Source organism: Flavobacterium sp. J372 (assembly GCF_024699965.1).
Classification (GTDB): Bacteria; Bacteroidota; Bacteroidia; order Flavobacteriales; family Flavobacteriaceae; genus Flavobacterium.
In genome coordinates, this window is record NZ_JAJOMZ010000004.1 from 1,030,280 (window position 1) to 1,055,430 (window position 25,151).

General features: G+C 43.0%; 20 protein-coding genes and 1 pseudogene. 10 read left to right on the plus strand and 11 right to left on the minus strand.

The window, feature by feature from the left end:
- Nucleotides 1–15: 15 nt before the first annotated feature.
- Together LRS05_RS05075 and LRS05_RS05080 are read right to left on the minus strand one after the other, a co-directional pair.
- Nucleotides 16–435 (minus strand): DoxX family protein, encoded by a 420-nt coding sequence (locus LRS05_RS05075; RefSeq protein WP_257867324.1) that lies wholly within the window; start codon nucleotides 433–435, stop codon nucleotides 16–18.
- Between the two features lie 78 nt (nucleotides 436–513).
- Nucleotides 514–1,017 (minus strand): hypothetical protein, encoded by a 504-nt coding sequence (locus tag LRS05_RS05080; RefSeq protein WP_257867325.1) that lies wholly within the window; start codon nucleotides 1,015–1,017, stop codon nucleotides 514–516.
- A 145-nt stretch (nucleotides 1,018–1,162) separates the two neighbouring features.
- Here LRS05_RS05080 and LRS05_RS05085 point away from each other — a divergent pair, with 145 nt between their 5' ends.
- Nucleotides 1,163–2,116 carry a GlxA family transcriptional regulator gene (locus LRS05_RS05085; RefSeq protein ID WP_257867326.1) on the plus strand — a complete coding sequence of 318 codons (954 nt, stop codon included), beginning with the start codon at nucleotides 1,163–1,165 and terminating at the stop codon, nucleotides 2,114–2,116.
- Nucleotides 2,117–2,218: 102 nt separating this feature from the next.
- Here LRS05_RS05085 and LRS05_RS05090 read toward each other — a convergent pair whose 3' ends face one another.
- Complete coding sequence (locus LRS05_RS05090) at nucleotides 2,219–2,917, minus strand: response regulator transcription factor (protein WP_257867327.1); 699 nt, start codon at nucleotides 2,915–2,917, stop codon at nucleotides 2,219–2,221.
- A complete protein-coding gene (locus tag LRS05_RS05095) occupies nucleotides 2,914–4,257 on the minus strand; it encodes a sensor histidine kinase KdpD (RefSeq protein WP_257867328.1) in 1,344 nt (447 codons plus the stop codon). The genes LRS05_RS05090 and LRS05_RS05095 overlap by 4 nt, the downstream gene beginning before the upstream one ends.
- Before the next feature lie 257 nt (nucleotides 4,258–4,514).
- On the opposite strand from LRS05_RS05095, the gene LRS05_RS05100 reads away from it, so the two are divergent.
- Together LRS05_RS05100 and LRS05_RS05105 are read left to right on the plus strand one after the other, a co-directional pair.
- Nucleotides 4,515–6,518, plus strand: a complete 2,004-nt coding sequence (locus LRS05_RS05100; RefSeq protein ID WP_257867329.1) for an outer membrane beta-barrel protein — start codon at nucleotides 4,515–4,517, stop codon at nucleotides 6,516–6,518.
- Between the two features lie 7 nt (nucleotides 6,519–6,525).
- Complete coding sequence (locus LRS05_RS05105; protein WP_257867330.1) at nucleotides 6,526–6,912, plus strand: outer membrane beta-barrel family protein; 387 nt, start codon at nucleotides 6,526–6,528, stop codon at nucleotides 6,910–6,912.
- Here the strand turns inward: LRS05_RS05105 and LRS05_RS05110 are convergent.
- Together LRS05_RS05110 and LRS05_RS05115 are read right to left on the minus strand one after the other, a co-directional pair.
- On the minus strand, nucleotides 6,909–7,355 hold the full coding sequence (locus tag LRS05_RS05110) for a hypothetical protein (protein WP_257867331.1): 447 nt from the start codon (nucleotides 7,353–7,355) through the stop codon (nucleotides 6,909–6,911). The genes LRS05_RS05105 and LRS05_RS05110 overlap by 4 nt on opposite strands.
- The gene (locus LRS05_RS05115; RefSeq protein ID WP_257867332.1) at nucleotides 7,352–9,592 is read right to left on the minus strand and encodes a TonB-dependent receptor; all 2,241 of its coding nucleotides are present in this window, start codon (nucleotides 9,590–9,592) and stop codon (nucleotides 7,352–7,354) included. The genes LRS05_RS05110 and LRS05_RS05115 overlap by 4 nt, the downstream gene beginning before the upstream one ends.
- Before the next feature lie 201 nt (nucleotides 9,593–9,793).
- On the opposite strand from LRS05_RS05115, the gene LRS05_RS05120 reads away from it, so the two are divergent.
- From LRS05_RS05120 to LRS05_RS05130, 3 genes and pseudogenes are all read left to right on the plus strand, one after another.
- Entirely contained in the window at nucleotides 9,794–10,858 is a 1,065-nt protein-coding gene (locus LRS05_RS05120) for an efflux RND transporter periplasmic adaptor subunit (protein ID WP_257867333.1), read from the plus strand.
- Nucleotides 10,858–13,936 (plus strand): annotated as a pseudogene (locus tag LRS05_RS05125) (efflux RND transporter permease subunit). Before LRS05_RS05120 ends, LRS05_RS05125 begins: the two are co-directional and overlap by 1 nt.
- 1 nt (nucleotide 13,937) lies before the next feature.
- Nucleotides 13,938–15,260 carry a TolC family protein gene (locus tag LRS05_RS05130; protein ID WP_257867334.1) on the plus strand — a complete coding sequence of 441 codons (1,323 nt, stop codon included), beginning with the start codon at nucleotides 13,938–13,940 and terminating at the stop codon, nucleotides 15,258–15,260.
- 102 nt (nucleotides 15,261–15,362) lie between these two features.
- On the opposite strand, the gene LRS05_RS05135 is transcribed toward LRS05_RS05130, so the two are convergent.
- The 3 genes from LRS05_RS05135 to LRS05_RS05145 all read right to left on the minus strand — a co-directional run bounded on the left by LRS05_RS05135 (nucleotide 15,363) and on the right by LRS05_RS05145 (nucleotide 18,673).
- Entirely contained in the window at nucleotides 15,363–16,805 is a 1,443-nt protein-coding gene (locus LRS05_RS05135) for a glycoside hydrolase family 30 beta sandwich domain-containing protein (protein WP_257867335.1), read from the minus strand.
- 9 nt (nucleotides 16,806–16,814) lie between these two features.
- Nucleotides 16,815–17,477, minus strand: a complete 663-nt coding sequence (gene rpe, locus LRS05_RS05140; RefSeq protein ID WP_257867336.1) for a ribulose-phosphate 3-epimerase — start codon at nucleotides 17,475–17,477, stop codon at nucleotides 16,815–16,817.
- A 332-nt stretch (nucleotides 17,478–17,809) separates the two neighbouring features.
- Nucleotides 17,810–18,673 carry an RNA polymerase sigma factor RpoD/SigA gene (locus tag LRS05_RS05145; protein ID WP_020212501.1) on the minus strand — a complete coding sequence of 288 codons (864 nt, stop codon included), beginning with the start codon at nucleotides 18,671–18,673 and terminating at the stop codon, nucleotides 17,810–17,812.
- Nucleotides 18,674–19,154: 481 nt separating this feature from the next.
- Between LRS05_RS05145 and LRS05_RS05150 the strand changes: the two genes are divergently transcribed.
- From LRS05_RS05150 to LRS05_RS05165, 4 genes are all read left to right on the plus strand, one after another.
- Nucleotides 19,155–20,615, plus strand: coding sequence for a hypothetical protein (locus tag LRS05_RS05150; protein WP_257867337.1), 1,461 nt, complete (start codon nucleotides 19,155–19,157; stop codon nucleotides 20,613–20,615).
- A 1-nt stretch (nucleotide 20,616) separates the two neighbouring features.
- Nucleotides 20,617–21,135, plus strand: coding sequence for a hypothetical protein (locus tag LRS05_RS05155; RefSeq protein WP_257867338.1), 519 nt, complete (start codon nucleotides 20,617–20,619; stop codon nucleotides 21,133–21,135).
- 63 nt (nucleotides 21,136–21,198) lie between these two features.
- Complete coding sequence (locus LRS05_RS05160; RefSeq protein WP_257867339.1) at nucleotides 21,199–21,612, plus strand: hypothetical protein; 414 nt, start codon at nucleotides 21,199–21,201, stop codon at nucleotides 21,610–21,612.
- A gap of 158 nt (nucleotides 21,613–21,770) precedes the next feature.
- Nucleotides 21,771–22,223, plus strand: coding sequence for a hypothetical protein (locus tag LRS05_RS05165; protein ID WP_257867340.1), 453 nt, complete (start codon nucleotides 21,771–21,773; stop codon nucleotides 22,221–22,223).
- A gap of 131 nt (nucleotides 22,224–22,354) precedes the next feature.
- On the opposite strand, the gene LRS05_RS05170 is transcribed toward LRS05_RS05165, so the two are convergent.
- On the minus strand, nucleotides 22,355–24,709 hold the full coding sequence (locus LRS05_RS05170; protein WP_257867341.1) for a polyribonucleotide nucleotidyltransferase: 2,355 nt from the start codon (nucleotides 24,707–24,709) through the stop codon (nucleotides 22,355–22,357).
- Between the two features lie 158 nt (nucleotides 24,710–24,867).
- On the minus strand, nucleotides 24,868–25,137 hold the full coding sequence (gene rpsO / locus LRS05_RS05175) for a 30S ribosomal protein S15 (RefSeq protein ID WP_257867342.1): 270 nt from the start codon (nucleotides 25,135–25,137) through the stop codon (nucleotides 24,868–24,870).
- Between the last annotated feature and the right edge of the window lie 14 nt (nucleotides 25,138–25,151).

The following is a 25,151-nucleotide window of genomic DNA, read 5'->3' on the forward strand; positions in this document are numbered from 1 at the left end:
TACCACTGTTGTTGTTTAAACATTATGTCCCTGAGTTTTGAATATAAATGAATCTACCGAGTATTTGCCGCTGCCCAATACAAATACCGGCAGGCATAATACCAGAAATATGAAAGCAACCTGCTTTACATCAAACGGGTCGGCGGCGTGTGCTACAAAATACGCAACAACCATTGTAATAAACGGCGGAATGATGGAAAGACGCGTCAGGAAACCCAATACAAGGAAAATTCCACAGAAAAATTCAGCAAAAATGACAAGGTTGAATGAAAGTTCTGATCCTATGCCAATTATGTCGCCAAACATAGGCAGTATTTTGTCATAATTTACCAGTTTGCCATAGCCGTAATGGATGAACATCCCTCCGAAAATAAGCCTTAAGAAAAGTGCGGCAACATCTGTATTAAGCGATGCCGGATTTAATAGTTTTTTCATGATATGATTGGTTTTAAGGTTAAAGTTTCAAATGAATGTCAACCGGTTCTTAGGTTGGAATTGTTATCCTGATTTCAATTACATATATTTCATTGCGTCATAGCCCAGCAGCCTGCGCCATAATGCTATCTGGCCAATTATGCTTGCTTCACGGTAAATCATAAAGTACAGCATTTCAAAATACGTAAACTTCATGTCGGGGCCCATGTCCAGCATCTTGTCAAGAGTTTCAGCATCAGCATTCACAATAGCTTCTCGCATTGCTGGGGTAATTTTTTCCCAATCGGCTATGTACTGATCCAACGCTGGATATGTCAAGTTCTCTTTAATACCCTGCATATCTTTAAACAAATCATTTGCCTGCTGCCTACCAATACCTTTGCCTAACAGCTCTGCCATCTCATAACGCTGCTGCACCATACTGCCGGCCAGCCATGCTATGTGGTTGGCTTTTGTTTCAAACCGACTGTGGGCATCGGTATCATTAATGCCTTCCAGGGCATTTTTGAACAGGCCGGTTTGCATATCATACATCGCTGCCAGCGCATATACCCGGCTGTCTTTGACTTTTATATTTTCCATAATTACATTGTTAAAATTACTACTTTTTCTTAATGAAACCCTTATACAAAGTTAAGTCAAGCGTTATGTGGTAATGGTGTTATAAAAAGTCAACCTTAGGGGGTATTCAGGACAAATTATTATATTTGGGTATAAACTAATCGAGATGAAAGTCGGGATAATATTATCTAAAGGGCACAGGCTATTGAGTGTTGCAGCTATCCTGGATGTTTTTGAAACTGCTAATGCAATGACCGATAGCCAAAAGTTTGAAATAACACTTCTCAGGCTGAAAGGCCATGAAGCTGAAGGATTCGAGGGTTATCAGCAGAAGGATTTGAACGGTAGCGAGCAATATGACCTGTTATTATTACCTGCTTTCAGGCAGGATGGAGTACCAAAAGCGCTTATGGAAAATAAAGCCTGGATACCGCTGCTGCAACAGCAATATAAAAATGGTGCTGCATTGGGTAGTTTTTGCACAGGCGCATTCCTTTTGGCTTCAACGGGGCTGCTTGACGGTAAGGCTGCAACCACACATATAAATGCCGAACCTGCTTTTGTAAAGGCTTTCCCAAATGTTAAGGTTCATGCTGAAGCTGTGGTGACAGCACAAGACAGGATATACACCAGCGGCGGCGCTACGAATACTTTCCACCTGCTTATGTATCTGCTTGAAATTTATGGCAGTAAAGACCTTGCCATACGGGCTGCAAAGGTTTTTTCTGTTGACCTTGACCGCAGCCGCCAGGATTATTTCGGGACATTTATGCCGGAGCAGGACCATGGTGACGACCTTGTAAAAAAAGCCCAGGAGGAGATTAAAAAGAACTTCAGTAAAGCCACCACTATTGAGGAAATTATTAATGATGTTCCTTCGAGCCGGCGAAACCTGGTACGCCGCTTTAAGCAGGTAACGGGGTTAACGCCTATTGAATATCTTCAGAAAACGCGTATAGAAGCCGCTAAGCAGCTTTTAGAAAAATCACGATACAGCATAGCTGAAGTAATGTTTGAGAGCGGCTACAATGACCTGAAGACGTTCCGCTCCCTGTTTAAGCGTAATGTAGGCATGACGCCTAAAGACTACCGGGAGAAGTTTAGCGGGCAGGCTATTTAAATCGATTTTTCGATTGTTAGATTTTTCGACTACAAGACTTCATAATCACTTATTCGAACGTTACATATCGAAAATGTCGAAAAATCGAAAAATCGAAGCTGTCTAAACAGTAAATTCCAAACCCACACCCCTGAAGCTTTGCAATGAAATAGAAGTGTCTTCGCTAAAATATTTGCGTATGCGGCTTATGAAGACGTCCATGCTGCGCCCAGAGAAGAAATCATCGCTGCCCCAAATCTCTTCAAGTATCTCTTCGCGTTTTATTATGCGGTTGCGGTTATTGTACAGGTATGTAATTACACGGGCTTCTTTTTCGGTAAGGCGATGCAGTGTACCATTGCAGGAAAGTGTATAATTGGCCGGGTCAAAAGTATAACAGCCAATATTTATTTTGGCGGATGGTTCAGCCATTTCTGCAAGGAGTGCAGCAGTGGTTTTCTGCGTCCTTTTTAAAATATTTTTTATACGGAGAATAAGCTCATCGGCTTCAAAAGGCTTTACAACATAATCATCAGCGCCAAGTTTCAGCCCTTTGATTTTGTCTTCCTTCAGCCCTTTAGCAGTGAGGAAAACAACCGGTACTTCGGGGTCATTCGCTATGATGTTTTCAGCTAAGGTAAAGCCATCCATCTCCGGCATCATTACATCAAACACACATATGTCGGGCTGTGCATCAGAAAACAGCTTCATCGCTTCTGCGCCGTCTTTCGCCCATGTTACCCTGAACCCGGAAATCTCAAGATATTGTTTCAGGATGCTGGCGTAGTCAAAATCGTCTTCTGCTAAAAGTATATGCTTCATACCAGTGGTAGATTTATATTAAATAATGCACCTTTTCCATCTTCGCTTATTACATTAATGTCTCCCCCGTATGCTTTAATAACCTGGCATACATAATACAAGCCAAGGCCCAGCCCTTTAGTATTATGTATATTTCCTTTCTCAATGCGGTAAAATTTGTCAAAAATGGCTTTCTGTTCTTTTTGGGGGATACCCGGCCCGTTATCTTTTACTGATAATCTTGCAGTCCTACTGTCAGATATAGTTTTTACTGTAATTTCATCCGCACCGTATTTCACGGCATTGTCAAGCAAGTTGTTAAGTATGGTGCTGAGGTGGAACCTGTCAATAAGCAGTATAGCATCATTCTTTTCATAACGTATTGTGACCCCGGGGTGTGAAAGCCTGAAATCATTAATAATGCTGCTTATATCATTATACCCAAGTGATTCAATAGTAGCGCTGGCAAGATCTGGCGACAACGATGCCTGTGTTACCTGGCTGAAAAGTTTTTGCATACGGCTATTCTGCCTGTTTATAATGGCGAGTGAGTTGTCAAACTGCTCGTGAGATAGCTCAATATCATCCCGCTGCAGTGTTTTTACAGCAATGTCAAGCGCGGCAAGCGGTGTCTGGAACTCATGGGTAATATTATTTACAAAGTCGGTTTTTACATCGGCAATCCGCTTCTGCTGTATCAGGCTTTTAATGGAATAATAGAAAAGCAACACTACAAATACCACTAACAGTACCGAAAATATAAGCAGACCTGCCATTTTTATAATCACTTTTTCTTCCCAGTCGGCTATGCTATAGTAACGTTCTGTTATCACTTCAAAATCATATCCTTCAATTGTACCGTCTTTCAGTATATCGCTGGTGTTGCCCCGCCAGTGTGACTGTGACGCCTGTATCTCGGGGTTTTTCTCAGCGTTGTTAGTAAACAGCAGCAGTTTGCCGCTGCATAAGGTATCCAGGCAGGGGCTTTGTACCACAGCGCTCACCACATAATTGCTGTATGTAACTTCATAATCTTCAAAAATCTTTTTGCGGGAAATAAAGTTTGACATAACCCCAGACAGTGAGTCACTTGTCTCTTCTATCAGCACTTTATAATCTTCCTGCTTTACCTCGCCATCTTTATATTTTTTGATGAACTCGCCGGTCTTTTTCATCCACGCTCCGTTAATAGAGTCGAGTTTTCCGGTGGTTTCCAGTTTCAGCAGCTGCTGTGTTATCACGGCTTTGGCATCGCGCGAATACAGCTGGTAAGTATTGTAAATAAAATACCCCTGTATGCACGCCAGCGCTACAACAGTTATGATACAAGATATAATAAGGAAAAGTATTTTCTGCTTCATGGCTATGTACTCCTAATCAGCAAAACTAATTTTTTTTGCAGATATGTTGTCATCCAAAACCTTCCGTTAACCCATCATTAACCAACATAGTGGGATTGTGCCGAGATTTTCAACGGGATTGCAGTTCAGCTAAGTGGCTAAGCACCTCAGGAGCTAAGCAGCTAAATTGCCATTAACCTGTCATTAACCTACAGTTAACCAACCTACCGGTTTTGTTTTCAGAGATTTGCCTCAACAAAACAATCATCAATCAAAAAATGAAATCATCAATCACTACTTTATTACTGTTGTTAGTTAGTTTGTCAGCCACGGCCCAATCATCCGTACTGACAGGCCGTGTGAAAGACGCTGCAAACGGACCGATACCCTTTGCAGACGTCTCTCTCCTGGCGGCGGCTGACTCTACCCGCGCCCATATGTCTGACGAAAACGGTTATTTTGAGCTAAAGGGTTTTAAAGACGGCAATTACACTTTAAAGGTGAGCGCGCTTGGCTTTAAAGATTTCACTAAAGCAATTGTTTTAAAGGGTAAAACGGATGTTGGAGATATTGTTCTCGAAGAATCATCGCAGCTGCTTGAAGAAGTAACCATAAATGCAAAACGCCCCATTGTACGCCGTAAGATAGACAGGCTGGAATTTGATGTTGAAAACTCAACACTTTCCTCTGAAAACGGATGGGAGATCTTAAAGAAGACTCCGGGCATAAACTCTGCCGGAAATGGTTTATCAATCCGTGGCAGCAGTAACGTTATGATTCTAATCAATGACAAACGTGTGTACTTTACAGGGCAGGAGCTACAACAGTTCCTTGAAAACACTCCCGGAGACCAGATAAAATCTATAGAGGTGATAACCAACCCGCCGGCAAAATATGAAGCGCAGGGAACATCAATCATCAATATTAAGATGAGGAAAAACTTCATGAAAGGCTACAAAGGTTCAGTGTCAGCGGCATATGTGCAATCTACTTACCCTAAGGGCGTTGTCTTTACCAGCCAAAATTACAGAAACGATAAATTCTCGGTTTACGGCAGCTATATGTACGGCTCGGGCACTTATCTTGAATTGGGCGAAAGCAGGCGGGAATACTTAAATAGCGCAGGCGGCCTGGAGTCGGTATGGCGCGGGCAAAATGATGCCAACTTTCAGGCCACGCAGCAAAACAGCTATAACTTCAATATGCAGTTTGAGCCGGACAGCCTTAATACTTTCAATATTGGTGCAAACGGCTTCTTCAGCCTGAAAAGCACAGCCGAAATTGACCATATCAACAGGATTTATGATGGTAATGGCAACCTCGACTCACTTTACACCAGCCGTAACCGAAGGAGCTACCCGTATAAAACCAACACCATTAACGGCTTTTATGAGCATAAGTTTACAGATAAAACTAATATCAATATTTCCGGCGATTACTCATGGTACTATAATTATGAAGGGCAGGATATCACGGCCGATTTTATGCTGCCGGATGCAGCCCCTTATCGCAGGGAGCGAATAAACAGTGATGATGACAGGCGCATCAGCCTCCTTTCGCTACAAGCCGACTTCGTGACACGCAAAGACAGTTCGGGTTTTGAAGGAGGCATTCGTTTCGGAAGGGTTACGGCTGATACCCAGCTGGTTTTTAGAGACAGTGATGGCGGCGATCTTGTATATAACCCTAATCTTTCAAACGAATTTTTGTATGATGAGAACATTTTTGCTGCCTATGCCGGTTATGACATGGAACTGGATAAGTGGAACCTGAAAGCAGGGTTGCGCGGCGAATATACCAGCCTCGAGGGCAATTCTGTAACAACAAACGAAGTAAATACACAAGAGTATTTTAAGCTGTTCCCAACTGCCTATGCATTATATAAAGCTAATGACAGCCACCATATCGGGCTTTCGTACGGCAAACGTATTGTGAGGCCGCAGTATAGCTGGCTAAGCCCGTTCCGTGCATACAGTAATCCTTATGTGTATTCAACCGGCGACCCGCGCCTGCAGCCAACAATTGCACATAACTTCAGCCTGCTGTATACCCTGAAGCAAAAGTTCAACTTTGACCTGTATTACAGGCATGAGGTTGACCCCGCGCTACAGGTTCAATATCAAGACTATGCTACCACGACGCTTATACGCAAATACACGAATATTGAAGATAATAACAGTGTAGGGCTTGATTTTAATACCAACCTGCAGCTTTTCACCTGGTGGGAAATGGGCCTTTCTGCAAACGCAGGTTATTTCAGGAATACTTTCCAGGGGGTATGACGGCGGCATGTATAAGCTGGACAGATTTACGTATTTTGGAAATACCGATAACCGCTTTATACTTACCAAAGCGAAAGACCTTACTATAAATGCATCATATTATTACGTGAGCAAGAGCGTAAGTGGAGTTATGGAGTTTGACCCTTACTCAAACCTGAGCCTGAGCATACGCAAGACATTTTTTAAGGGTGATGGTGAAGTTACGCTTATTGGTGATGACCTGCTGAAAAGCCTTAAATATAAAACAACCATGCAGTACGGCAATCAATATGTATATGACAACAGTTATGGTGACTCACGAAGCATACGAATACAATTCAGGTATCGCTTTGGCAACCAGAAGCTTGAAGGAGCCCGTGAACGCCAAAAAACCGAAGAACAAAACAGGCTTTAAAGCTTGCTGATTATGTGGGCCAGCTGCTCCGGCTTCAATAGGCCGGAGTAGGTTTGGATAACGCTGTAGTCAGGCGCAAGAAAAACCCAGCAAGGGTAGCTCTGTGATAGGCATAATTCAGCAGCCAGCTTGTTTACACCTCCTGTACCGTTAGGTATAAATTGGTAAACTTTATTGCCAAACGTGATTGTTTTTCTGCTTTCTGCATCAAGCTCAAGGTAGTACACAGAACCATTGAAGATATTTTTCAGCCGTTCATCTTTTTGAATCTTCTTGTCCTGTAATTTGCAAACACTGCACCATTGGGTATAAATCTTCACGACTACGGGCCTAGGCTCCGCAATCATTTTCAGCTGAAGTTCTTCAAATTTGGTTACGTGTTGTGCATGGCTACTCAAAGTAAACACCAGGAAAAGTAATATGAAAGCAATTTTTTTCATCATAACAGGTTGTAGCGAACGCCGATAAATATCCTGCGCCCCTGCAAAGATGCATAATTATACGTAGTGTCAAACGTGTAGCCGTTAGGGTTACTTACGGGGTCATCAGCAGTTTTATCAAACGGATCAAATGGCCGCATTAAGGGGTCTTTCGGGGTAAAGTCGAAGATATTTTTCATGCCACCGTAAAACTCAAGCCCATAAGCAAACTTCTTGGTAAATTGTACGTTGGCAATGGCAAACCATGGTGAGTATTCCGGGCGGTAATCGTGTGGCAGGATGGGCAAACGCATGGGGCCATACCAGTTACCGGTAAGGTCAACACTATAATTGTTTGGCAATTGGTAACTAGCCACAAATGTTCCTGACCATTCTGGAGCGTGCAGCTGTACCTGCCGTTCCAGGCCTGCACCGCGGTCTTCCATCTGGTACACATCCATATACGTTGTGCCTGCATGTATCTTCAACGGAAAATCAAATGCTATCTCCGCATTAAGAGATACGCCTCGTGACACGGCATGGCCTTTCAGGTTATCATAAATAATCTTATTTGGGTCGCTGTCAAAATCACCTACAATCTTATTGGTGAAGTAAGAATAAAACCCTGTAAAATCAAGATTAGCAATGAAATTATCCGTTGGTATCTTCAGTACATAGTTTAGGTTAAGGTTGTAGGAACGCTCTGGGTCAAGCGCCTCGGCAATCACAACTTCACGTGCGCCGGTAAGTGCTGCATGGTCTTCGGTAAATAAGTTAACTACGCGGAAACCTGTACCGAAACTGCCCCTGAACGTATTGTTTACATTAGGCGAATACTTGTAAGCAAGCCGCGGCGAATGAACGCTGCCATGGTCGTTGTCGTGATCGTAGCGGTAGCCTGCAAGCAGTTTGTGCTTTTCAGTAATTGTCCATTCATCCTGAATGAAAATACCCGGCAGTGTTTTTTTGGAGGGATTGTTACCTCCTTCAATATCAGCGGTTGCAGGAGTATTGTCATCGTATAAGGTATAACGCAGCGCAGCCCCAAGCAAAAAATTATGGCTTTCGCCAAACTGTTTATCCCAATACGTTTGTATGAAACCCACTTGCTGATTGGCCATGTAGGGTGTAGTGCCGTAAACCGAATTCTGGTCATGCCAGTTGTAAGAGAACTGCGTGAAAATACGCTCACTCACCGGCAGCTGGTACAGCCCTATAAGTTCAGCCCGGCGGGTGTAAATACTTTCACCGTAAATGCTGTCGCTTCCGCGGAAGGCAGGTGTCCAATTCATCTCGCCGCCCCAGCGGTCTTCATACACATATCGGCCTGCTATGCTTGCAATGCGCCCGTCTTTCCTGTCAAAATTCCATTTATTGAAAACGGAAACCCTGTCCTGCAAAGTAACATCGGTAAAATTGTCGTTGTTGTTGTCAATGCGCGAACTGTAGTTGAAGTAGTTGACCCCAAACAATCCTGTTGCTTTACCGGCCGTGAATTTCATTGCAGTATCAAAATTGAGCTCACCCCAGCTTGTCATGAAGAAGTCGGCCGAAAACACAGGCGCTTTCAGCGGATTTTTGGTAATAACGTTGATGATGCCGCCCATAGCCTCGCTGCCGTAAAGTGAAGAGCCCGGGCCTTTCACTACTTCAATTCGTTCCACTATACTGTTCGGTATTCCGTTAAGCCCGTAAACTGTTGAGAGCGCACTGACTATAGGCATTCCGTCAATAAGAATCATGGTATAGGGCCCTTCCATTCCGTTGATGTGGATGTCGCCCGTATTGCAAACACTACAGTTAAGCTGTGGCTGCACGCCGTTGATCATACCCATCGCTTCAAATAAAGTTGCTGTCGGATTCTTTTTAAAAAGTTTAGGGGTAATAATTTCAACGGGTATTGGGCTTTCAGACCGGGTCATCTCTTTCATGGTACCTGTAACAACAACTTCTTCAAGTTCTGTACCTTCTTCCTGCATCTTAAAGTTTAAGTTAGCCATTTTTCCTGCCACCACAGTTATTTTTTGCCTGTTTGTTTGTAAACCTACAGATGTCACAATAATTTCATACACGCCCGCTTGCAATTGTTTGATGATAAACTCTCCATCTTCGTCTGTTGCAGTTGTTATACCAGACGGGACTACAATAACAGTAGCGGCAGGAACAGGCCGGCCATTCTCGGTAACTCTTCCGGCAATTGATCCTTCCTGCGCAAATGACAATGCTGAAATTAATAAAAACGAAGCAATAATTTTGTACATCTAAATTTATAAAGGTATTATTAAAAATTAAAATTTAGACAAAGCTAAAAATAAATTTATATATTTAAAATATTAATGATCAATTATGAATAACTGTAGTAAGTTAATTCTGTCAAATTCTCTGTTAAAACTTAATTGCTCTTTATTCAAGGAATGATATTTGAGTTAGCTTTGTAAATCGAAAATTTGACATCGCCTTTCATGAAGATAAAATATATTGTTTACGCACTTATAATCATTGGTATCGGAGCTCTTGTTTACTATAGGATAGGTAAGAATAAAGAAGAAAAAGGAGAAGGTAAAGGTGACGGTAAGCGCCCGCCAATGGCCGTGAGCGGAATAGTTGTGGCCCCGCAGGAGTTTGAGAACATGCTTTCACTTTCCGGTTCAATTGAAGCCAATGAGCAAATAGAGCTGCGCAGCGAGGTTTCAGGGATTGCAGAGAAAATTTATTTTCAGGAAGGTTCACAGGTGTCAAAAGGCCAGGTGCTTGTGAAAATAAACGACGTAGAACTCCGTGCATCTTTGGGCGAGGTGAGAACGAGGATGACATTAGCCTCAGAAAATGCCCGCCGTGCCAAATTGCTTTTAGAAAAAGAAGCCATTAGCCGCGAAGAATATGACATTGCCTCGGCGGACTATAAAACGGCTCAGGCACAGGTTCAGCTGGTAAATGCACAATTGGCTAAAACAACGCTGCGCGCCCCATTTAGCGGTATAATTGGCCTTCGAAATATATCACCAGGGACTTTTGTAACACCCGAAACGCTTATAACTACACTTGTGAACAGCAGCCAGGTTAAGATAACTTTTTCCATTCCGGAAAAGTATGCCACACAGATAAAAACAAATTCCAACATAACATTTACTGTTGCCGGCGCAACCGAAAAATTTACCGCAAAAGTATACGCGCTCGAGCCTGCGGTTGAGGTAGCTACCCGTACACTGCGTGTTCGTGCCGTGGCTCAAAACCCGGGTGGTAAGCTTATTCCGGGGACTTTTGCTGACGTAGCCCTTCCGCTTGAGAAGATAGATGATGCTTTCCTTATCCCGACTGAGGCGATTGTCCCGGTGCAAAATGGCAAAAAAGTTTTCATTTCTGAAAACGGCAAAGCAAAAGAAGTTATGGTGCAGACCGGTACGCGTACCGATAAAGATATTGTGGTGCTTGAGGGGCTTAAACAGGGCGATACGGTATTGACAACCGGTGTGTTAACCCTGAAGAACGATGCGCCTGTAAAGGTGAAAGTAACAGCTAAAAAGTAATGAGTCTATCTACTACAAGTATAAAACGCCCCGTTCTCACCATCGTGATGAACATTGCCATTATCCTCTTCGGGATTATCGGCTATACATTCCTTGGTGTGCGGGAATTCCCGTCAATTGACCCTGCACAGATTTCGGTGCGGACAAATTATGCGGGCGCGAATTCGGATATTATTGAATCGCAGATAACCGAGCCGCTTGAGAAGGCCATCAACTCTATTGACGGTATCCGCAACATCACATCATCTTCAAACCAGGGTTCGAGCAACATCACTATTGAATTTAACCTTGAGAAAAATTTAGAGGAAGCTGCAAATGACGTCCGTGACAAAGTATCACAGGCGGTACGCAGTCTTCCACAGGATATTGATGCACCGCCGGTAGTAAGTAAGGCAGATGCAGATAGTGAGCCTATAATTACCATGACGGTGCAGAGCGCTACGCGTAATCCGCTGGAGTTGAGTGACTATGCCGAAAATGTGATTGCTGAAAGGCTTCAGACAATTCCCGGGGTTTCGAGCGTGCAAATCTGGGGGGCAAAAACGCTATGCGATGAGGCTATGGCTTGACCCGGTAAAGCTTGCCTCTTATGGTGTAACCGTAGCTGAGGTCAGGCAGGCGCTTGACCGCCAGAATGTGGAGCTGCCAACAGGGAAACTGGTTGGGGCTAATACCGAGCTTACTGTTAAAACAATGGGCAACCTGAGCACTGAAGAGCAGTTCAATAATATTATTGTAAAATCTGAAGGTGAGAAGATTGTAAAGCTTAGCGATGTGGGCCGCGCCGCGCTTGAGGCAGAAAACCTTGAAACCAAAATGACCAACAATGGCAACATCCTTGTTGGCCTTGCCATCATCCCACAGCCGGGTACCAATTATATTGAAATTGCCGATGCATTTTATGAGCAGTACGATAAAATGAAAAAAGAGCTTCCTGAAGACCTGGAGCTTAATATCGCGATTGATAATACCACCTTCATCAAGAAATCGGTACATGAAGTTGTTGAAACACTTGCAATATCAATAGTGCTGGTTACCCTTATTATCTACTTGTTTTTCAGGGATTGGGCCATAGCGCTCCGCCCGCTGCTTGATATACCGGTTTCGCTCATCGCTACATTCTTTATCATGTACATCTTCGGGTTCTCTATTAACGTGCTTACACTTCTGGCTATAGTGCTTGCAACGGGGCTCGTGGTTGATGATGGTATTGTAGTAACAGAGAACATCTTCAAAAAAGTAGAAGAAGGAATGACACCGATACAGGCGGCAATGAAGGGAGCAAACGAGATATTCTTTGCGGTTATCTCTATTTCGGTAACGCTTGCGGCTGTGTTCCTTCCTGTGATATTCCTTGAAGGATTTGTAGGGCGGCTGTTCCGGGAGTTTGGGGTGGTCATTGCCTCGGCAGTACTAATTTCAGCCTTTGTGTCGCTTACGCTCACCCCGATGCTTAACGCCTACCTGATGAAGGGTGACGTACATAAAAAATCAAAGTTCTATAATTTCACTGAGCCGTATTTCGAAAAGATGAACAAAGGCTATGCCGGTTCGCTTACCAATTTTATGAAGCGCAAGTGGCTAAGTTTTCCAATCCTGATTTTATGTATAGGCCTTATTGCTTTGTTCTACTCAACCCTTCAAAAGGAAACCGCGCCATATGATGACCGTAGTTTTGTCGGCATGAACATTACAGCGCCCGAAGGAGCCAGTTATGACTACATGGATAGGTTTATGCAGGAGATTACGCAGCTTATCAATGATTCTATCCCTGAGAAAAAAGTAAGCCTTGTGATTACTTCGCCGGGGTTTGGTTCGGCATCGGTAAACAGCGGCCGGGTTCGTATTGCCTTGGTTGAGCCCGGTGAAAGGGAACGTTCACAAAAAGAAATTGCCGCTGACCTAACAAAATGGACCAAGCGCTATCCTGAAGCGCGTACTTCAGTGTCAGAGCAGCCTACCATTGCAGTAAACAGGCGTGGAGGTATGCCGATACAATATGTAATACAGGCGCCTAACTTTGAAAAATTGCAGGAAAAAATTCCTGTGTTTATGGATGAAATCAGTAAAGACCCGACTTTCGCCATGACAGATGTGAACCTGAAATTCAATAAGCCTGAAATAAATGTGACAATTGACAGGGAAAAGGCGCAAAGCATGGGTGTCTCCTTGCTTGATGTGGCCCAGACATTACAGATGTCACTTAGCGGCCAGCGTTTCGGTTACTTCATGATGAACGGTAAACAATACCAAGTGATGGGCCAGTTTGAAGATGAAGACCGCGATACCCCGCTTGACCTTACATCGGTTTATGTAAAAAGCAATATTGGCCAGCTAATACAGTTAGACAACCTTGTAAGTGTAAAAGAGCAAAGCAGCCCGCCGCAACTGTATCACCACAACAGGTTCATGTCGGCAACCGTTTCGGCGGCTCTTGCACCGGGAATGAGTATTTCTGACGGTATTGAAGCAATGGAACGCGCCAAAGAAAAAGTGCTTGACGATACTTTCAACACTGATCTTTCCGGTGAATCACGTGACTACGTAGAGAGTAGCAGCAATACACTTTTTGCGTTCGGCCTGGCGCTCCTATTAATATACCTGATACTGGCAGCCCAGTTTGAAAGTTTTATTGATCCGTTCATAATAATACTTACCGTACCAATGGCCGTTGCAGGTGCTCTGTTGTCGTTGTGGCTGTTTGGGCAAACGTGGAATATTTTCAGCCAGATAGGTACTATTATGCTTATCGGCCTTGTAACGAAGAACGGTATTTTGATAGTGGAATTTGCCAACCAGCTTCGGGAAGAGGGCAAATCAAAATACGATGCCATAATGGAAGCCGCCGAGTCGCGCCTGCGCCCGATATTGATGACGAGCCTTGCCATTGCATTGGGAGCTTTGCCTATTGCTATGTCGCTGGGAGCCGCATCAACCAGCCGTATCGGTATGGGTGTGGTGATTGTAGGCGGTACGGTTTTCTCGCTGGTGCTAACCCTTTTCATAATTCCGGCAATTTACTATATGTGGTCGCGCCCTAAAAAGCACCGCCCTGAATTTGATAATCTTGAAGACTAATATGAGGTTTTTTTTAGCGATTATAACTATATTATTTACGCTTGGCACAAATGCGCAGGACACCGTTGTGAAGCCTGCGTATCCGCTCCTTACTGTTGAAGAGGCTGTGACCATAGCGCTTGAGAACAATTATGACATCCGCCTGAGCCGTAATGACCTGAAAATTGATGAGCAGAATGTAAGCCTTGCAAATGCGGGGCTGCTGCCCAACGTGTCGGGAACGTTTAGCCGGAATAACTCCATACAAAACTCAACACAGATAAGGGCTGATGGTACGCAACAGGAACTTGATAACGCACGCAACAACCAGATGAACTACGGCGTAAACCTGGGTTGGACTATTTTTGACGGCTTCCGGATGTTTGCACGCTACGACCAGCTCAAGGAATTGAGAAAGCAGGGCGATCAGGAATTGAAGCTGACTATTCTCACGCGTATAAGTGATGTAATGACAACCTATTATGACCTCGTGCAGCAGCAACAATTATTGAAGGCACTCGACACAGCTATCGTAATTTCAAAACAGCGCGTAACCCTGGCCGATAACCGTTTCAAAATCGGGAAGGCTGCAAAACTTGAACTGCTAAACGCGCAGGTTGACCTGAATACAGACCAGACCAATTACCTTCGCCAGGCAGAATCTTACGAGAATACAAAAACCTTTTTGAACGAACTGATGGCGCGCGACCTGATGACAAAGTTTGTAGTGGTTGACTCGGTAATAACCGATGACAAACTGAAACTGGTTGACCTGATGAATACCGCACAAGGCCAAAATCCGCAAATACAAATTGCAGTCATCAATAAGAAGGTAGCCGAGCTCAACCTGAAGCAAGTACGCGGGTTGCGCTATCCGGAGATAGGGGTAAGCACCGGTTATATCTTTACCGAAAGCGAAAACAGCCTCGGGTTTGCAAGGGAAAACAGCGGCCAGGGGTGGAGCTATGGTCTTTCGGCAAATATCAACATCTTCAACGGCTTCCTGCAGGCACGTAATGAACGAATTGCAAAGCTGCAGATAGATAATAGCGGCATTTTTATTGAGCAGCAAACTAAAGCTGTAAATTCACGCCTTATGGCGTCATTCCAAACGTACCTTACAAATCTTGAGCTAGTGAACCTCGAAAAGAAAAATGAGGAAATCGCAAAACAAAACCTCGACATTACAATGGAGAAATACCGCATAGGAACCATCACACAGATTGAGGTCCGCACAGCACAGCTCAACTACATAAACGCTATAGCCCGTAATGCCACTGCACAATACAATGCAAAAATTAGCGAAGTATCATTGAAGGAACTGGCAGGTAATATACAGTTTTAATTTAGATAAGGTCTTCCGGGTCGAGAAATCTCTTCAACTATGATAAATATAGATTTCTCCAATTCGCTGCGCTTCGGTCGACATGGAATATCACTCTTGCCATTAAAACACCAGCGTCTGTATTGAGTGCGCCGGGCTTTCAACTTTTGTAGCTTTCCCCTGAATCCAAAGATTGTACTCAACCTTTTCATTACCCTTATTCATTACAATAACGGCTACTTTACCATCAGTATTAATAAAAGCAGTTGCTTCAAGCGCACTTCGGCTTGGTGAGCAGGCTATACGTTTTGCACCCGGACGCACGAATTTCGAGATGTGCCCTATATAATAATAACTGTTAGTAAACATCAATTCACCGGTTTTGGTATTGCCATGAACAGGTGCAAAGCAAAGATTCTTCACGTGGTTAGGCCCGCCGGTCTCGTCAAGCAGGATGTTCCAGTCAGTCCACGCTACAAGCCCGTTGTTGAAGTCATTGATCATATTTGTACCGTACATCTCGCCAAGCTTCCAGTCGTTAATGCGGTTAATGTCGAATTTCTCCTTGCAGCCTTCCGTAAAGATAAGATTGGTATTCGGGTAGGCTTCATGTACCAGTTTAACGTTGTCAAACATATTCTCTCCGCCGCTCCAGTTCTCATACCAGTGAAAACCGATACCCCACACATATTTTGCAGCTTCAGGGTCGTCAAGCATTGTGCTGGTGCGCTGGTAAAGCATGTCGCGGTTATGGTCCCACGCAATGATTTTCTTGTTGCCGTAACCTGCTTTCTTCATTGTTGGACCAAGATAGTTTTTCAGGAAATCACGTTCCTCCTCGCCAGTGTAAATGCATGACTCCCATACCTGCGTAGCCATAGGCTCATTTTGTATGGATATGCCCCAAATTGGAATTCCCTCTTTCTCGTAAGCGTTAATAAACTTCGTATAATAATTAGCCCAGCTTTGGTAGAACTCCGGCTTTAGTTTACCACCCTTCAGCATGCTGCCGTTTGTCTTCATAAACGCAGGCGGGCTCCAGGGTGAAGCGTACATGGTAAGCTTATCACCCGCAGCTGTAATTGCTTTTTTAATGAGCGGTATGCGGAACTGCTTATCGTGGTCAACCCTGAAGGTTTTTAAATCTTTGTCGCCCTCTTCAACATAGGTATAACTTCCGCTGGCAAAATCACTACTGTGAATAGTAGTGCGCGCCAGCGTATAGCCGATGCCCTTGTTTGCATCATAATAAGCATCCAGAAACTGCTGCTGCGCTTTAGGAGAAAGCTTGGCAAACGTTTCGGCAGACGCATCTGTAATCGCGCCACCTATGCCCATCACGGTCTGGAATGTCTGGCCCGGGTTTACGAAGATGGAAACCTCACCTTCAGTCGGCTGGCTGTAGGGCGCGAAGGAGAGGGTGGATGCAGCAGGTGAAATACGTAGCTGCGTGTTTTCGGCAGTGGTGTAAACCGTAACTTTTTTCCCGTCAGGATTGTATTGTTTTTTATTCTGTGCGAAAAGCACAGTGCCTGAAAGCAGTAGGATTAGTGATATTTTCTTCATATAAATGATTTAAAAAGAAGTCAGCTTTTTCAATGATGCAATAGTCTCGGTGGGGTTACTTGCACTAAAAACAAAATTGCCTGCAACCAGTACATCGGCTCCGGCTTCAACAAGTTTTACGGCATTTTTATCACTTACGCCGCCGTCAATCTCAATAAGGGTTGAAGCCTCATGACGGTTGATGATTTCTTTCAGCTTCTTTATTTTATCATATGTGTTTTCAATGAACGATTGCCCGCCAAATCCCGGGTTAACGCTCATAAGGCAAACCACATCAATATCTTTAATAATGTCTTCCAAAAGTGAAACATTAGTGTGCGGATTTATAGCAACACCCCCTTTCATACCCTCGGCTTTTATTGCCTGAAGCGTGCGGTGCAAGTGGGTACAGGCCTCATAGTGTACAGTAAGGTTGTTGGCGCCAAGCTGGGCAAAAGTTTTTATATACTGGTCGGGGTTTACTATCATCAGGTGAACATCAATAGTCTTCTTTGCGTGGCGTGTAATGGCTTGTAAAACCGGCATCCCGAAAGATATGTTGGGCACAAAAACGCCATCCATAATGTCAATGTGAAACCAGTCGGCATCACTGTTATTAATCATTTCAATGTCGCGTTGGAGGTTGGCAAAATCTGCCGAAAGCACCGATGGCGCTATGAGGGTATTTTTCATTGTGTTGTGTTTGTACAAATATAAACTTTAAGTTAGAATGTTGAAAATCTAATAAAGTTTGAAAGTTGCAAAAAACTGGCACAATATTAGTAGGATATTTCCCGTTAGTAAATAGAGTTTGAGTTAGTTAGTTGTATACCGTTCCTTCAGTTTAATGCAATAAAAAACTCCGGTAATCAGCCGGAGTTTCAATCATCAATCAAAAAACGAACAGTTATTAAACTGTTGGTGCGGTATATATTTTTATTCGTGAATTACATAATCTGAGTGCCAAAATACAACTAATATTTAAATTATAAAATATTGGTGTTATTTTTTTGCACTTATTTCACTTATCCCAAATATGTTTTAAGGATTTTGCTGCGCGATGTATGCTTCAACCTCCTGATAGCCTTTTCTTTAATCTGGCGCACACGCTCGCGGGTCAGGTCAAAGGTTTCGCCTATCTCTTCAAGGGTCATAGGGTGCTGGTCGCCAAGCCCAAAGTAAAGCCTCACCACATCAGCCTCACGCGGCGTAAGTGTCTCAAGCGCACGCTCAATCTCTGTACGAAGCGATTCATGTATCAGCTCACGGTCAGGGTTTGGTGATTCGCCTGAGCGTAGTACGTCATAAAGGTTAGAGTCTTCACCCTCAACAAGCGGCGCATCCATCGAAAGGTGGCGTCCACTGTTCTTCATGCTTTCCTTCACATCATTCACCGTCATGTCAAGCTCTTTCGCAATCTCTTCAGCCGACGGGGCACGCTCATTGCTTTGCTCAAGCAATGCATACATCTTGTTGATCTTGTTTATAGAACCGATCTTGTTAAGCGGTAGCCTCACAATACGCGACTGTTCAGCTAATGCCTGAAGAATCGACTGGCGGATCCACCATACGGCGTATGATATGAATTTGAAACCACGCGTTTCGTCAAAACGCTGTGCTGCCTTTATAAGCCCTAAGTTACCCTCGTTGATAAGGTCGGGAAGGGTAAGCCCTTGGTTTTGATACTGTTTTGCCACCGATACCACGAAACGAAGGTTGGCTTTTGTAAGCTTCTCCAGCGCCCTCTGGTCTCCGGCTTTTATACGTTGAGCTAATTCTACCTCCTCATCCGCAGTGATAAGATCCACTTTTCCAATCTCCTGAAGGTACTTGTCTAACGATGCAGTTTCCCTGTTGGTAACCTGCTTGGTAATTTTTAATTGTCTCATGTAATGGGTTTCCTGAGTATTAAGTGTTCAGGTAGTTATACGTAGCAATAACGCAAAAAGTTACAAAACCCGTTAATATACCGTAAGTTTAACGTTTTTAGTATAATGTATAACTGTAAGATGTTGATTATCAGTGTTTAAATTTCATTAACATTTATTTAAGAAGTTGTGATATATGGAACAAAAGCTTTCTTAAAATAAGCTGATTTAAGTCAATTTTGCTTGTTTTTGCAAAAAGTGGGGTGCAAGGTACTTGAAGGTGTTAACATGAATTTAAGAGTTAGCTTCACACGCAATTTAGTTGAACGTTTTTAAAATATTACCAAAACATTATATTTAGGTACTTCTGTTAAAATATTACAAAATTTAAAATATTTTAATTATTATTGTATAGCATTACTTCTTGAGTAAGCGAAACACCTTATTAACCTTTGCACTACTCTTATTTTCTTTTATCGGGTGCCAGGAAGATGATATCCTGATGAATGAACAACCGGCTGAAGGTTCGGCTACAATCACCAAAATAAGCTTTAGCCAGATTAAGAACGACCCGAAACACCGGCGAGTAGCCGGAACGGTTGACGAATTTAAGGAATCCATCAAACTGAAGCATAGCTCCACCGGCAGGCTGGTGTATAATGAAGAATACGGCTTTTATATTGATGAAGAGAATGGCATATATATTGAAGATGGAGAAAAGCACTCATACACCTTCAGGATAGAGCGCCCTGAAACAGGTGAAAAGATTGAGAACATAGTTTTTTCGCCTGACGGGAATGGTGGGTATAGAACGATGCTGGTGAAGTATGATATTAAAAGTGATGAATTTTATACATTGACTGAAGATGAATTGAAAGAGAGGGAAGCCCAATTGGCGCTATATGACCCTACTGCTAAAGACTTTTCAATTGTAATTTGTGATTATGTATGGAAGTTTCATTATAAAGAACGTGATGAACGTGAACAATGGCTTCATGAACCTGGTTACTGGTATAAAGAATGGGACTGTCAATTCATTGGCGGTGGTGGCGGAGGCTCTTCTGGCGGTTCAGGGGGTGTGGGCGGCGGCGGTAGCTCAGGCGGTGGTGGTAATGGCCCGGCTTGTTGTGGTGGAGGCGGTAGCGGTAGTGGAGGCGTGTGGTTTGGAGAGCCGGCACCACCAATTGTGACAACGCCAATACCGAAGACATACAATCCCTATAAAATTAAATTAGACCCTTTATTAATGCACAACTATAAATGCCAGTCGCAGATAATAATAGATGTGCACAATGCCTGCTCTGGTTTAAATGACGCATTTTTAAACATATTTGAAGGGCTTGGCACACATAACGTTACTTATTTTAATTCGCCTAACATGAGTAGTAATGGACACACTACTTTCCCTGACGCAAACATACCAATATCGGGAAATCCGAATCAAATTTTTAATTTCGAAATTGAATTGAGAAATTCCTTTCTAAATACTGCTACTGATTTAGCGATTGCACGAACCGTTATTCATGAAAATGTACATGCACTTTTATTATATTTAAAACATACGAATAATATTGTAACAATGAACGAAAATCCTACATATGAACAATTGCTGACTGCGTATGTAGATAAAAAAGCCCAGATGGGATATTATACATTTCCAACTAATAATGATATACATCATGAATTTATGATTCAATTTATAGATGATATAAAAGAGACTTTGAAAGCTTATGGACAAAGTAAAGGGTATAATTTACCTGACAATTATTATTATTCAATGGCTTGGGGCGGGCTTCATGATACAGCGACATTCAATGTATTATTTCCACCATATGTTAATCTATCCCTAAATCCAGCTCGGGTTGAAATTATCGGGATTTTAGTTGCTGATCAAAATAATCAGACCCAATATGATTTGAATGGAAACAGTATTGTGCCGCAAGGAGTAAAATGTACAAATTAACATGAAATATTTTCTTATTATAATTATAGCGATAACATCATGTGCAGGGATGCAGCAAAGTACCCCTAGCGATAAAACGACCTTGCTTAGACTTGAGCTGTTACGTAATAAAGATAAATTTAGTGCTATGAATATTGGTGATTCAATATTGATACATAAAGAAGTACTCCCAGTATCAGCATTAAAACGATATTATATTGGAGCCGTTTCAGATAATCACCTTTCTATGGAAGAAGCTAGGGAAATTTTTGGAAACGAAAATGAACCAATTTACAATCATATCCCTTTTGAGGCTTCAAATTGGACTTATGGTTCATTTCCCGGATTAAAGGTTGCCTTATTCGACGAGGAAAAATATACGCAAGGATATAACTTTAATAAGGAAGGCAAAATCGGAATCGGAACATTAGAAATTAGGCATATTTCAAAACCGTTAATTCTGCCAAACAGAAAATATGCAATTATCGCTTGGGGTAGTGAACATTATGGCAGTATGGTCTCTATATATAAAAAAAAATAACGATAGGTGGGAATTCTATAAAGAGTATGGGTTTATGAATTAACTCCTGTCATTAAAATTATAATGAAATTAATACTTGTTGTCCTTTTAAACTTTTCAGTATGTTTTTGTCAAAATTTGACAAAAGATCAACAAATAATTCTTAGGCATGAAATTTTACGTACAAAGATTGATTATCCTTTAGCAAAAGAAATACTTGGAGATTCATTGATTATAAGTAGAGAGATTTATCAAGAAGCCCCTAAGATTGATATATATAAGTCAGAGGCTGTAAAATACAATTACTTGACCAAAAATGAATTGAAAAGGGTTTTTGGACGCGGTGAGGATTTGTTTGATATTAATGGTAATTTGCCATTAAATTGGAATAATAAAGATTTTCAAGGTATGAAAGTCGCACTTTATTTTCAGGGAAAGTTTAATAAACTTATCATGGCCAAAGTGTCGGTATATTTCTTGGAAATCTGGATGTTGTAACATTAGGTATTCCAGTAATAAGAAAAGATGGAAAATATGCCTTTATGCAGTGGTATAATGAACGTGATGGCAATAGTATATCAATTTATAAAAAAGTAAATGGTGAATGGAAATTCTATAAAACATTTTACAGTATGAATTTTTAATAAGTATTTGATATGAAAGTAATCGTTTTGTATTTTTTATTGTTATTCACCATTACAACATCCTGGCAGGAAAATATTATTGCCGAAATGGCAATTCAACAATTTCCAGATAAGGAAGGTTATCATGTCATAGCCACCCCAAATAATCATGACATCAAGAATTTTGTGGGCAATAAGAGAACTAGAGCTGACCTGGAGTTGCCAAATATCACTTTCGGGTTTAATAAAATGATGTCTGAAAAATGGAATTTGAAAACTTTTCCAAAAGTAAAAGATAAAGTAACCATCATTGCCGACTTCAACACGTTGACAAAAAAGCAACTAAACAGCAAGGGGAGTACTTATCTGGAATTGTCTAACCCAATATTTTCCGAGGATGGTATGCATGCACTAATAACGGTAAATGTATTTACAGATTACGTTATGTCAGAATTAGAAACTATACTTATCTATTTCAAAAGGTAAATGGCAAATGGCAATTCGTTTGGAAGGAAGTAATTGGGTTGAGCTAATGAGCTTTGCGCCACTATAGTCTCAAAACCAAAAAACCCCGCAACTCTCGCTGCGGGGTTCTTTTAGAATTAACCTCAAAGTAATTAAGATTCTTGCGAAGGCTCGCCTCCGTTATTGCTGTCGTTCCTTGGCTCACGGTTTTCGCGTGGGGCATCATCCTGCCTGCGCTCTTCCCTGGGGCCACGGTCGCGTGAGTTGCGGTCGTCACGGCCACGGTTGTCACGGCCGCCGCCACGGTTATCACGTCCTCTGTCATCACGTCCACGGTTGTTATCGCGTGGACCGCGGTCTTCGCGCTGCGGAGCGTTCTCATCCCTCGGCGGGCGCGGCATAAGCGCTTTCCTTGAAACTTTTTCTTTACGTGTCTTAGGGTCTATGCCAATGTATTTTACATCAAACACATCACCCATGTTCACAACGTCAGTCACATTTTCAGTACGTGCCCAGTCAAGCTCGCTTACGTGAAGCAATACTTCATTGCCCGGGGCATCCATATATTCTACAACCGCACCAAAGTCAAGCAGTTTTATAACTTTTACGCTGTAGGTTTCACCCACCTGCGGCTTGAATATGATAGAGTCGATTTTCTTCAGTACCATGTCGATACCTTCAGGGCTTGTACCAAGAATTTCAACTTCACCCTGCTCGTTCACCTCGTTGATAACGATAGTAGTGCCCGATGCCTTCTGAAGTTCCTGGATAACCTTGCCACCCGGCCCGATAAGCGCACCGATGTAAGCGCCCGGTATGGTAACCATGATGATTTTAGGTGCATGCCTTTTCACTTCAGGGCGTGGCGTATCGATAACCTCTGTAAGTTTCTCAAGTATGTGAAGACGGCCTTCGCGTGCCTGCTCAAGCGCTTTCTCCATTATCTCGTACTTAAGCCCCTCAATCTTAATATCCATCTGGCAGGCAGTAATACCATCAGCCGTACCGGTCACTTTAAAGTCCATATCGCCAAGGTGGTCTTCATCACCAAGGATATCTGATAGTACAGCCCAACGTCCTGTCTTGTCATCAGAGATAAGTCCCATCGCGATACCCGATACCGGCTTCTTAAGCTGCACACCTGCATCCATAAGGGCAAGCGTACCGGCACATACCGTAGCCATTGAAGAAGAACCATTAGATTCTAATACTTCCGAAACTACACGTACAGTGTAAGGGTTATCCTGAGGAATCATGTTTTTAAGCGCACGCTGTGCAAGGTTACCGTGGCCTACCTCACGCCTTGATGTACCACGAAGCGGCTTGGCTTCACCGGTAGAGAAAGGAGGGAAGTTATAATGAAGGTAGAACCTTTCTTCGCCCTGTTCTGTCGGGAGGTCAATAACGTTTGCCTCACGGCTTGTACCCAGCGTTACTGTAGCAAGTGCCTGTGTTTCACCGCGTGTAAATAGCGCCGAACCATGTGTAGAAGGCAGATAGTCAACCTCACACCATATAGGGCGTATTTCGTTGGTTTTCCTTCCGTCAAGGCGAAGGCCAAGCTCAAGGATTACGTTACGGACAGCTTCTTTTTGTGTCTTGTAAAGATATTTCGAGATAAGGTCGCCGTTTTCAAGAAGCTCCTCATCTGTAAATTCAGCTTTAACCTCGTCTTTCACAGCCGAGAATTTCTCAGAACGCTCATGCTTAGCAGAACTTTCCTGTGCGATAGCGAAAAATTTGTCATAAGACAGGCTGCGTACTTTTTCGTACACGGCCTCGTCATTGCGCTCTTCTTCATAAGTGCGCACTTCACCTTTACCTGCAGCGGCTTTAAGCCTTTCCTGCGCGGCAATCTGTACTTTAATGGCTTCGTGGGCAAACTTGATAGCCTCAACCATTTCTTTTTCAGAGATTTCGTGCATCTCACCCTCAACCATTGCGATAGAGTCTTTAGAGGCGCCAATCATCATATCGATGTCGCTCTGCTCCAGCTGTGCTTTGCTCGGGTTGATGATGAACTCTCCGTTTATCCTTGCCACGCGCACCTCAGATATAAGGGTGTGGAAAGGGATGTCTGATATAGACAGCGCTGCTGAAGCTGCAAGTCCCGCAAGGGCATCCGGCATCACTTCTTCATCGTGGCTCATCAGTTGTATCATTACCTGCGTTTCAGCATGGTAATCATCCGGGAAAAGCGGGCGTAGCACACGGTCTACAAGGCGCATGGTAAGCACCTCTGTATCGCTTGGCCTGGCCTCACGCTTAAAGAACCCGCCCGGGAAACGCCCGGCGGCTGCAAATTTTTCACGGTAATCTACCGTAAGGGGTAAAAAGTCAATACCCGGTGCGGCTGTCCTGGCAGATACCACGGTGGCAAGCAGCATGGCGTTGCCCATTTGTACTACCACCGAGCCATCGGCCTGCTTGGCAAGTTTTCCTGTCTCGATAGAGATGGTGCGCCCATCTCCCAGATCAATGATCTCTTTTGTTACTTTAGGAATCATAAAATTCTAAATACTTGATTAAACAATGGGTTTCAGTTGTGTTGTAGTTGTTGTTGTGTGTAGTTATTTAAACCCAATGAAAAACCAAAACTTTTTGTGCCAATATGTAAGAACGTATAAAACAAAAAGAGGCGCGCAGGCACCTCTTTTCATCTCGATTATTTTCTGATGTTCAATTCTTTGATAATCTCACGATACCTGTTGATATCTTTTTTCTTCAGGTAATCAAGCAGGCTCCTCCTTTTACCTACCAGTTTCACAAGAGAGCGCTCTGTGTTGAAATCGTGGCGGTTTTTCTTAAGGTGGCCCGTTAGGTGGTTAATCCTGAATGTGAAAAGAGCGATTTGCCCCTCTGCAGAACCTGTGTTCGTTGCAGCACCACCGTGCTTGGCGAAAAGTTCTTCTTTAACTTCTTTAGTCAAATACATGCTAATATTATTTT

Bases quoted from the DNA above. Each gene is read 5' to 3' on its own strand.
- LRS05_RS05135 (WP_257867335.1), bottom strand. From the start codon at position 16,805: ATGAAGAAAATATCACTAATCCTACTGCTTTCAGGCACTGTGCTTTTC.
- LRS05_RS05170 (WP_257867341.1), bottom strand. From the start codon at position 24,709: ATGATTCCTAAAGTAACAAAAGAGATCATTGATCTGGGAGATGGGCGC.
- LRS05_RS05075 (WP_257867324.1), bottom strand. From the start codon at position 435: ATGAAAAAACTATTAAATCCGGCATCGCTTAATACAGATGTTGCCGCA.
- rpe (WP_257867336.1), bottom strand. From the start codon at position 17,477: ATGAAAAATACCCTCATAGCGCCATCGGTGCTTTCGGCAGATTTTGCC.
- LRS05_RS05120 (WP_257867333.1), top strand. From the start codon at position 9,794: ATGAAGATAAAATATATTGTTTACGCACTTATAATCATTGGTATCGGA.
- rpsO (WP_257867342.1), bottom strand. From the start codon at position 25,137: ATGTATTTGACTAAAGAAGTTAAAGAAGAACTTTTCGCCAAGCACGGT.
- LRS05_RS05155 (WP_257867338.1), top strand. From the start codon at position 20,617: ATGAAATATTTTCTTATTATAATTATAGCGATAACATCATGTGCAGGG.
- LRS05_RS05115 (WP_257867332.1), bottom strand. From the start codon at position 9,592: ATGTACAAAATTATTGCTTCGTTTTTATTAATTTCAGCATTGTCATTT.
- LRS05_RS05090 (WP_257867327.1), bottom strand. From the start codon at position 2,917: ATGAAGCATATACTTTTAGCAGAAGACGATTTTGACTACGCCAGCATC.
- LRS05_RS05105 (WP_257867330.1), top strand. From the start codon at position 6,526: ATGTATAAGCTGGACAGATTTACGTATTTTGGAAATACCGATAACCGC.
- LRS05_RS05150 (WP_257867337.1), top strand. From the start codon at position 19,155: ATGAATGAACAACCGGCTGAAGGTTCGGCTACAATCACCAAAATAAGC.
- LRS05_RS05110 (WP_257867331.1), bottom strand. From the start codon at position 7,355: ATGATGAAAAAAATTGCTTTCATATTACTTTTCCTGGTGTTTACTTTG.
- LRS05_RS05100 (WP_257867329.1), top strand. From the start codon at position 4,515: ATGAAATCATCAATCACTACTTTATTACTGTTGTTAGTTAGTTTGTCA.
- LRS05_RS05145 (WP_020212501.1), bottom strand. From the start codon at position 18,673: ATGAGACAATTAAAAATTACCAAGCAGGTTACCAACAGGGAAACTGCA.
- LRS05_RS05080 (WP_257867325.1), bottom strand. From the start codon at position 1,017: ATGGAAAATATAAAAGTCAAAGACAGCCGGGTATATGCGCTGGCAGCG.
- LRS05_RS05130 (WP_257867334.1), top strand. From the start codon at position 13,938: ATGAGGTTTTTTTTAGCGATTATAACTATATTATTTACGCTTGGCACA.
- LRS05_RS05095 (WP_257867328.1), bottom strand. From the start codon at position 4,257: ATGAAGCAGAAAATACTTTTCCTTATTATATCTTGTATCATAACTGTT.
- LRS05_RS05085 (WP_257867326.1), top strand. From the start codon at position 1,163: ATGAAAGTCGGGATAATATTATCTAAAGGGCACAGGCTATTGAGTGTT.
- LRS05_RS05165 (WP_257867340.1), top strand. From the start codon at position 21,771: ATGAAAGTAATCGTTTTGTATTTTTTATTGTTATTCACCATTACAACA.
- LRS05_RS05160 (WP_257867339.1), top strand. From the start codon at position 21,199: ATGAAATTAATACTTGTTGTCCTTTTAAACTTTTCAGTATGTTTTTGT.